9 protein-coding genes and 1 other RNA gene are annotated in these 7,396 nt (G+C 31.4%); 6 read left to right on the forward strand and 4 right to left on the reverse strand.

Features of this window, described 5'->3' with window-relative positions:
- Positions 1-242: 242 nt before the first annotated feature.
- Positions 243-647: a transfer-messenger RNA gene (ssrA, locus tag BUB19_RS20640) on the forward strand.
- 275 nt (positions 648-922) lie between these two features.
- On the opposite strand, the gene BUB19_RS20645 is transcribed toward ssrA, so the two are convergent.
- The 3 genes from BUB19_RS20645 to BUB19_RS20655 form a co-directional block, all read right to left on the reverse strand.
- The gene (locus BUB19_RS20645; RefSeq protein ID WP_143156117.1) at positions 923-1,144 is read right to left on the reverse strand and encodes a hypothetical protein; all 222 of its coding nucleotides are present in this window, start codon (positions 1,142-1,144) and stop codon (positions 923-925) included.
- Positions 1,145-1,154: 10 nt separating this feature from the next.
- Positions 1,155-1,748, reverse strand: a complete 594-nt coding sequence (locus BUB19_RS20650; RefSeq protein ID WP_073097367.1) for a hypothetical protein — start codon at positions 1,746-1,748, stop codon at positions 1,155-1,157.
- 443 nt (positions 1,749-2,191) lie between these two features.
- The gene (locus BUB19_RS20655; RefSeq protein WP_073097369.1) at positions 2,192-2,572 is read right to left on the reverse strand and encodes a hypothetical protein; all 381 of its coding nucleotides are present in this window, start codon (positions 2,570-2,572) and stop codon (positions 2,192-2,194) included.
- A gap of 321 nt (positions 2,573-2,893) precedes the next feature.
- Between BUB19_RS20655 and BUB19_RS20660 the strand changes: the two genes are divergently transcribed.
- From BUB19_RS20660 to BUB19_RS20685, 5 genes are all read left to right on the forward strand, one after another.
- Positions 2,894-4,660: a hypothetical protein gene (locus tag BUB19_RS20660; RefSeq protein ID WP_073097371.1), complete on the forward strand. Its 1,767-nt coding sequence runs from the start codon at positions 2,894-2,896 to the stop codon at positions 4,658-4,660.
- 131 nt (positions 4,661-4,791) lie between these two features.
- Positions 4,792-5,259 carry a hypothetical protein gene (locus BUB19_RS20665; protein ID WP_073097372.1) on the forward strand — a complete coding sequence of 156 codons (468 nt, stop codon included), beginning with the start codon at positions 4,792-4,794 and terminating at the stop codon, positions 5,257-5,259.
- Positions 5,260-5,438: 179 nt separating this feature from the next.
- Positions 5,439-5,732, forward strand: a complete 294-nt coding sequence (locus BUB19_RS20675; protein ID WP_073097376.1) for a hypothetical protein — start codon at positions 5,439-5,441, stop codon at positions 5,730-5,732.
- Complete coding sequence (locus BUB19_RS20680) at positions 5,722-6,213, forward strand: sigma-70 RNA polymerase sigma factor region 4 domain-containing protein (RefSeq protein ID WP_073097378.1); 492 nt, start codon at positions 5,722-5,724, stop codon at positions 6,211-6,213. Before BUB19_RS20675 ends, BUB19_RS20680 begins: the two co-directional genes overlap by 11 nt.
- Positions 6,214-6,464: 251 nt before the next feature.
- Positions 6,465-6,953, forward strand: a complete 489-nt coding sequence (locus BUB19_RS20685) for a phage terminase small subunit P27 family (protein ID WP_073097380.1) — start codon at positions 6,465-6,467, stop codon at positions 6,951-6,953.
- Positions 6,954-7,174: 221 nt separating this feature from the next.
- On the opposite strand, the gene BUB19_RS24410 is transcribed toward BUB19_RS20685, so the two are convergent.
- Positions 7,175-7,396, reverse strand: a 222-nt coding sequence (locus tag BUB19_RS24410; protein ID WP_218588582.1) for a hypothetical protein, incomplete at its 5' end; no start/stop codon positions are given.

The following is a 7,396-nucleotide window of genomic DNA, read 5'->3' on the forward strand; positions in this document are numbered from 1 at the left end:
AATTGGCGGCATGGATGCGATGATTTGCCTATTTATTCTTCATTGTTAGAAAATGATTGTTAAAAAGGAACTCGGGTTATGGGGGTATACCGTTATGAGGAAGCCTAATGTATCCGATGATGCATGTCCGCCAAGGACGAGGTTTTTTACACCAGACTGAAAGGCTTGCTAAAAAAAACTGGTAAGAATTAATATATGAATTGGAACCAAATTTGTACTACTTTTGTGTATTGATTTCGAATGGGGCTGACCGGTTTTGACAGTAGGAGTAAGGACTGGGCTCGCATGCAGGCTGGAGTATGTACGGCCTTGAAAGATTCATACGAACCATACTTGGCGAATCTAATTACGCCATGGCTGCCTAATCTACCCCTTCGGGGAATAGATACTGCTTAAAGGGTTGAGCTTCGATAGTTGCTCCCCGGCCACATCCCACTACCCGTTGCACTGTCCGGGTAGAGTTGGGGTGTCGACTTGACGGTGCTGCTCCCTGTGAGGCTACTAAGCAGGGCTAAGATGAGTGGCTAAGCCGGAAGTAGGTGTGTCACCCAGCAGCTTTCGGCCGACAATCCAATCGGTGACTAAGCATGTAGACGGTACGGTGTTTCCCTATCTGGACGCGGGTTCGAATCCCGCCAGCTCCACTTTTGCGTTTTTAACTCCCTGTAATTTAAATAGTTACAGGGATTTTTTTTAATCCAGTCACCATTCAGTCACAAAACTTTTCATTTTTTTTTATCTCCTCCCCTACTTTTAAAAGAAAACTGTGGCAGGTGGGCCTAAGTCAACGTTGATTTTTGCAATTGTCATTTCACTTTTCATTTTTAATAAAATTTTGGTTAATAATTAATTTTAATGAAAAAAGCACTGCGACAAAATCACAGTGCTTTCCTTTTAAGGTTCGAATTTTTCACCTGTCGCTTTACGGAATAAAGGCATTACCGTTAATGATTCCTAAGGTTCCTTTTTGGCCTTTTAATATGCCAGTTAAGGTAAGAGCGTAAAAAAGCTTCTCAGGGCCGAAGGTGATCAATACCGGATCATTGCCCGCCCATTGTAACTCCAAGGTTCCTGCTTTTTCACTTTCATCCAAATCAAGCTGGTACCAAATAACCTCTTTAATGGATTTCATTTTATTTTTCATATCCATCTTATTATTCCCTATCCTTGATCAACTTATTGACAGCAGGATAACCAACGTTTATTCTTTCAGCAAAATCCTTTTTGGATTCGATTTCCTTACATTCGTTCCAATATTCGAAAATAAGGTCTTTTTCACTATCAGTAAGATGAAGCCTTTTACCTGGTCCTGAACGTTCATCAATATTCAATTCTTGAATCTTGCCTTCCAAAGATGAAGCACCACTAAGCAAAGAGTTAAGAACATCTTTCACCACTATTGCCTTATTCTTGTCCAGTCCTAACACCTCTTCCAATTCACTCAATAGTTTATTTTCAAGGTTTTTGTATGTTAAGCCTTCTTGGTTTTCAGCCTGTTCAACAGAAAGGAACATTTCACCCTCTGGATTTACCAAAATTCCTTTAACCTTCTCAAAATCAATATTTTGGTATTTTACCAATAATTCATAGATATTGGAGGTCATATGGCCTGTTTCCTCATTTTCTGGCATTTCAGGTGCCTCTGGTTGCTGAATGGTCACAATTTGCCTTTCCTCATTTATAAAACCCTCATTTTGTTGGTTTTGGGGTTCAGTATTTACATTATCATCATTTATTAAATTTTCCATTATTAAAATCAATTGTTGTTTAAAATCAAATCTATGGGTTTTTGGCTTCTACTGCCATAGGACGAATTTATTAGGTGATACAATTTAAGTCATAACACTTTGATGTTTAAAGAAATTTGAAATTTGATCTAAGTGGTTTGACTGGAATTTGCTCTTACGAGGGATAGAGCATTAGAAATGTCAAACTTTTTTTTTGCTGTCAGTGCCTATTGTATGGCTGGTTCTGAAGCGTTCTATCTAGGGGTATCAATCCGGAAGGGTTTATGTACTATACCTACCTTTATGAATATTTTGCAAAAATATAGCACCCTTATACAAAATCCAAGACTTTTAAGAAAAAAATACACAGTTCTATGATAATTTATATTTCATCCGGTTTATTTAAAATTTCTTAACCCAATCCTTGTATACCTAATAATTGTTTACTACCTTTGCAACATAATTTATTTTTCGTCATCCTTTATCCAATCATAGGTTAAAGAAAATCCAAAAGCTTTTCTTACTTGTTCTAATTGGGAGCTATCAAGATAAGGCTTTAAATCTTTTATATTTTCCTGAACCCAAACCCTGTTATCTTTAAGAATTTTTGAATGTTTGGAAACCTCATTGGGTACGGCTTCAAAGGGGTTATTCTTAGAAAGAAAATCCCAAGCCTTACGACATTTTTCCATTCGTTCATAAAATTCTTTCTCTTTACTTTTTTTGAAGAATCCAAACATAAGTCTAATAGTAAGTGTATAAAGTCTATTGTCAATTGAATTTTTAAAAAATTTTACAGGTAAATTTATGATTTCATCATTAGAAATCAAACTTTTCCTGCCCAACTAAATTTTTTATTCGAGGTATCGAAGGTTCTGCCAATTACTTTTAACATTCTGGAATACCAACAACAGCTCATACAAGGTGCTTTTAAGTTTGTATCAGCCATCATACAAAACAAGCCACCTTACCAGACCACACAAGGAATAAATACCACAGTGGTTTTAATTTGGCTCAACCCCAATTGATACAAATACAATTAGATTCATAGGCTTCAAAAGCCTTATTATTTTTTTCAAAGTGTAACTTTTTTCGATTGACGGTATATACTAATAAAAAAAGTAACACCCTAAATAAACTATTTTTTAAAATAAACAACTTCATTTATGAAAACTCAATTAATTAGAATTAAATCAGGCACCCAATTTATCGGCGAAGCCCTACACAATCAACTACCCAAAAACTGTATTTTTGACAAAGGAAAAGTAGGTGCAGGTGGTACCACAATAGCACTAACCAATAATGAAAATTATGTTGTTTGTGTACCATATATTTCACTTATAAATAATAAAATAGAACAAAGTAGAAATAATTCCCTTTATCCATATTCTATTTTAAAAGTTACAGGAAAAACACTTATAAGAGATATAAAAACTTATATGATGAAAAACAGGGTAAAAAAGATAATGGTTACCTATGACAGTTTACACAAACTCAAAAGATGGGCTAAGGAATTAAACCTTTTAATAGATGAATATCATCTATTTTTTACAAAATATGTATTCAGGAATGAAGCAGTTACAGGAGTTTTAAATCTATTCACAACTTTTAAAAGTTATACATTTATGACTGCAACGGTTTTGGAAGATGAATTCATCTTAGATGAATTGAAAAACATAAAAAAGGTTGAGGCCAAATGGGAAGATGTCATAGAAATAAAAGTGAATCCGGTACAAGCTAAGAATGGTGTAATAAAAAGTACTGTAACAATGATTGAAAGATTCCTAAATGGTGAAATTAAAGGGAATGCATACATTTTTGTGAATAGCATTGATTTCATTAAAAAATTGATAAATACCTGTAAGCTGGATGAATCAAACACAAGACTTTTATACAGTGATAGCAATAAAGTTGATTTACCTATTAAAAGAGGAAAAACAACCGACAAACCAAAAAAGATACAGTTGATTACTTCCGCAGCTTTTGAAGGTGTTGATTTGTATGATAAAGAGGGTAGAATGATTGTTATTAGTGATCCGTCAAAAGCCCATACTTTAATTGATATAAGTACAAGTTTACAGCAAATAGCGGGCAGGATAAGAGATACAAAATATTTTGATGAAATTTGGCACTTGTACACAAATACAAGGTATAGCAATAATTTAACCTATGATGAATTCTTGGAGTCAGTAAATCAAGGAATAAAGGTATCTAAAAGGAGAATTGAAACTTTTAATAAAATAATAGATGAAGACAGAAAAGTTATTAATGTAGACAGCCATTCAGAATACTTTGTAAAAGTTGATAATAAATTTAAATTCGATGAAAACAGAGTGAAATATGATTTATACAATTTTAAAATCAAAAAGCACATTTATAAGACTAAAATTAACCTTATAAAAGAATACCAAAAGAATTCTTTAAAAGTTGAAAATCATTATCTGGATGATAGCAAAGTAATAATTAATACTGATGATATTGGCGAAAACTTTGAAGATACTGTTTTAAAAGTTAAATCTGTTCTAAATATTGCCTATGATTTATCAAGAGAATCAATTTTAGAAGGTGCTTATAAAAAATACCCATTTTTAGAAAAAGCAATAGAAACAATTAGATTTGAAGGAATTGAAAGCTTAAACTTCAACGTAACCAACATAAAGCGAAAATTGGTTAATTCTGATTTAAACACCACTTCAAATGTAAAGGTCTTTCGAAGACTGAAATTAGAGCCAAATATTAGGATTGGTGATTTTATTCCAACTAACAAAATCAAAGAAACTTTTAAAAGAATATATTCCGAATTAGGAATCAAAAAAGCAGCTAAAGGTTCTTGTATAAGTGAATACTTTGAAGTTAATAATACTAGTAAGAGATATAACAACAAAGTCACAAAAGGGTGTATTATTATAAGACCAAAATTTGTATTAGGGTAAATAAAAAAAGTTCCTGAACTGATAAATTTTTTATAATATTATTTGATATTAACTATTTAATTAGTATCTTTGTTGGATAGTAATAAAGTTACTAATTAAATATTTTTTAAGGTATATTTTTTAATTTAACAATGAATGATAGTACAACCAACGATTTTGTAAACTTTGAATTAGATGGACGAGAAAAAGCAATAGATTTTTTAAACAGATTAAAATTCACCAACCTGGCAAGTACAGTAAATCCTTTTGATACATTTGATTTAATAGGCTTTTCAAACAAAAGTGAACCTTGTGTAATTGAGGTTAAAACCAGAAATGTCAATATTGACAGTTATCCAGATGTATTGATAGAAAAGCACAAATTTGAAAGCTTAATACAATACACTGACTTAGGTTTCATTCCTCTTTACTTATGTATTTATAAGGATGGAATAATACTGTTTAACCTAAAAAATGAAAAAGAAAAGAATTTAATTGTTTCACCTGTTGATTGTCCATCAACCACAGTTGAAACAAAATCTATCACAAAAAAGGATTGCTATTTTTTGAAACCATCAATTAAAGGAACTTTTAAAAATGAGACTACTAATATTACTTAACTTTCTATGTATCATAATTGCAGTATTTTTTGCAACCGGATTAGCTTTAAAAATATGCTTAGTGGGTTTATCCGGTGTAATATTTATGATATTAACTTATGAGATTGGGCAATTGATCCAACGTACCAAAACAACAGATACACTTTTAGATAAGATGATTGACAAATTTAAAAAGAAAGATGAATAGTGGTTTTACTTTAAAAGGTTTGAAGGTTATGACTAAACAGCGACTAACAAGCCATAACCGTAAAGCTTACAAGGTTTTCTTTTATAGGTTGTTCTGTTATTCCTATGAATACATTTGTAGCAAACTAAAGCTAGATCACAGCAAAGCCATTGAAATGAATCAGGAAATAGAAAATGAAATGATTGATTATTTTGGTTTAGAAGTTTATTTAGATGGTTACACTAGAATTAATAATTCCTTTAGATTAAAATCTTTCAATCAAACTTTTAAGAATTGTGAATCTTGATGTTTATAACTATGTGAATACAATAAGTAAAAGAATCAAAAACAAACCTGATATTCCAGATGTACAACAGGAAGTATTATTGATTCTTTGCAACAAAGATTTAATCAACAAACCACTAGACAATAAATTAAAAAACTACATTAAAGGAATTGTTTTCAACTATTCAACCACTCTTTATAAAAGTTTCAATTGGAATGTAAATAGTTTGGAAGGATTAACCATAGTTGACTTAAAAAAGGAAGTTACTTCTATATGTGATAGTGATGCCTATAAAGATATGATTTTTAGGATTAGAAGGTATGTATTTGAAAACTATTATTTGGTAAACAAAAAGATTACTAGATGGAAAGTATTTTATTTGTATTTTAAAAGTTATTCTTATAAGGAGATAGCGATTAAGCTTAATATCACTTACCATACAGCTATTGAATACAACTACAAATGTATCAAAGAACTGAAAGAAAAACTGATATTAAATTAAGTTGACAAAGATTTACTTATGAATGATAGATAAGGTTAATGATTTAGATTTGGAAATCCTATTGGTGTAGTGCTGATAGGATTTTTTTTTGATATGATTCTAATTATTGTAAAGTGAAAGCTTTTTGTAATTGAATTTGTACCCTATCCCCTATTTGAAATTTAAGGTGGTTTTAAGCTTAACCGCAATGGATACCACAATTTTTATGTATCCAATTTATAAGTTTCTAGGGATTCAAAATTTACCCAAATATGCCAAATATATTAGTACCAAAAGAACTAAAAGAAAAAAGAGGAACAATAAGAAAATGTAGACAAATTGAAAATGATATGCAACCGGAAAAAGTGACTGATTTTAAAAAGTTACCTGTTCCAGATCATTTAAACAAGTATGGCAAAGAATTCTTTAAAGGCTATATTAAAAAGCTTTCTGATTCTAGCATTTTAACAGTTACAGATTTAGAAACACTTGAATTGCTTTCGGCTGAATATGGAAAATATATCGAAGCCCAATATATGTTGAAAAAAAACGGTGCAGTCAATACAGCAACAAACAAAAATGGTTCAACTTATGAAATGACTAGTCCTTGGGTTACCATTGCCAACATTGCCTTTAAAAACTACAATACTTTAATGGGTAAGTTTGGTTTGAATCCAAGCGAAAGACAAAAGATTGCAAAAGTTATTCCTGAAAGTGGTTTCAAGGAAAAATCCTTAGATGACTTTTTGAATAATAATTAACTTTTTAATGACCATTGATTTTTCCAAAATTGATAGGGAAAAATATTTTTTTGATTCCTATACCTCAGATAGAGCCATTAGATTTATTGAAACATTCTGTACCCACGTAAAGGGCAATGCTATTAAGTTAAGAAAAAAATGGCCTCTTGAGACAAAATAAGCCGATTTTCCTTATGAAAACCGGCCTACTTTAGGTAAATTATGTTGTCTTATACATATAGCTATGAAGGTACAAAATACCAACCAAAACACGACGGATATATCTTGCGAATGTCCGAAAAAAAATCTTTGATAAAATACAATATACTGAAAATCAGGACAGTTACTGTTCTGATCCTGCCCATTTTTCCAGGTCTTCCCCACTCGACTTCCAAACTGTAGTACTTTCGGTGCTCCAACTGTTCAAAGAATCCGCTGATTCTGATACTGAAGACGTCCTTTCC

This window comes from Cyclobacterium lianum (assembly GCF_900143075.1).
Lineage (GTDB): Bacteria > Bacteroidota > Bacteroidia > Cytophagales > Cyclobacteriaceae > Cyclobacterium > Cyclobacterium lianum.

Excerpts from the sequence above, each read along its gene's own strand:
- BUB19_RS20645 (WP_143156117.1), bottom strand. The coding sequence starts at position 1,144 with ATGAAAAATAAAATGAAATCCATTAAAGAGGTTATTTGGTACCAGCTT.
- BUB19_RS20650 (WP_073097367.1), bottom strand. The coding sequence starts at position 1,748 with ATGGAAAATTTAATAAATGATGATAATGTAAATACTGAACCCCAAAAC.
- BUB19_RS20660 (WP_073097371.1), top strand. The coding sequence starts at position 2,894 with ATGAAAACTCAATTAATTAGAATTAAATCAGGCACCCAATTTATCGGC.
- BUB19_RS20665 (WP_073097372.1), top strand. The coding sequence starts at position 4,792 with ATGAATGATAGTACAACCAACGATTTTGTAAACTTTGAATTAGATGGA.
- BUB19_RS20675 (WP_073097376.1), top strand. The coding sequence starts at position 5,439 with ATGAATAGTGGTTTTACTTTAAAAGGTTTGAAGGTTATGACTAAACAG.
- BUB19_RS20685 (WP_073097380.1), top strand. The coding sequence starts at position 6,465 with ATGCCAAATATATTAGTACCAAAAGAACTAAAAGAAAAAAGAGGAACA.